At 47.9% G+C, this 378-nt stretch carries 1 protein-coding gene; it reads right to left on the bottom strand.

What is annotated here, in order from left to right:
• Positions 1-378 (bottom strand): hypothetical protein (locus CWC11_RS22515; RefSeq protein ID WP_138684290.1); only part of this gene is annotated, 378 nt, incomplete at both ends.

Raw genomic sequence — 378 nt, 5'->3', positions numbered from 1 at the left:
CAAAGTATTGCGGACGTACGCTCACGCTTTGCCCCGATAGAGGGTTGAGCCAACGTAATTGCAATAGTCCTTGTCGCGTCTCGATTTGTTTAATGCCGTAATAGAGCGGTTGCGTTGGCTGCAATGAGATCACATTACCTTGATTTGGCCCCACCAGCTCTACATTAGCAGGCGGTGCTACGATTTGCTTGGCGGAAGAATAGGCAAACTTTACTCTTACTTGCACTTGTTGATACTCAGAAAAATCAATAGTCAGTATTTCGTTTGCTCTGAGCGGCAGGCCTGACGGTTGATTTTCTGTGAGGTGTGCGGTGATCTGGTCACCAACGCTTTGTGCCGCAAGCGTATCAACTTTTACCTTTTGCGTGCCAACATAGC

The sequence above is a fragment of the Pseudoalteromonas sp. S3178 genome, from assembly GCF_005886985.1.
In the GTDB taxonomy this organism is placed as follows: Bacteria; Pseudomonadota; Gammaproteobacteria; order Enterobacterales; family Alteromonadaceae; genus Pseudoalteromonas; species Pseudoalteromonas carrageenovora.
The sequence above is the reverse complement of the archived record's forward strand: the minus strand, read 5'-3'. Positions and strand labels throughout refer to the sequence as shown.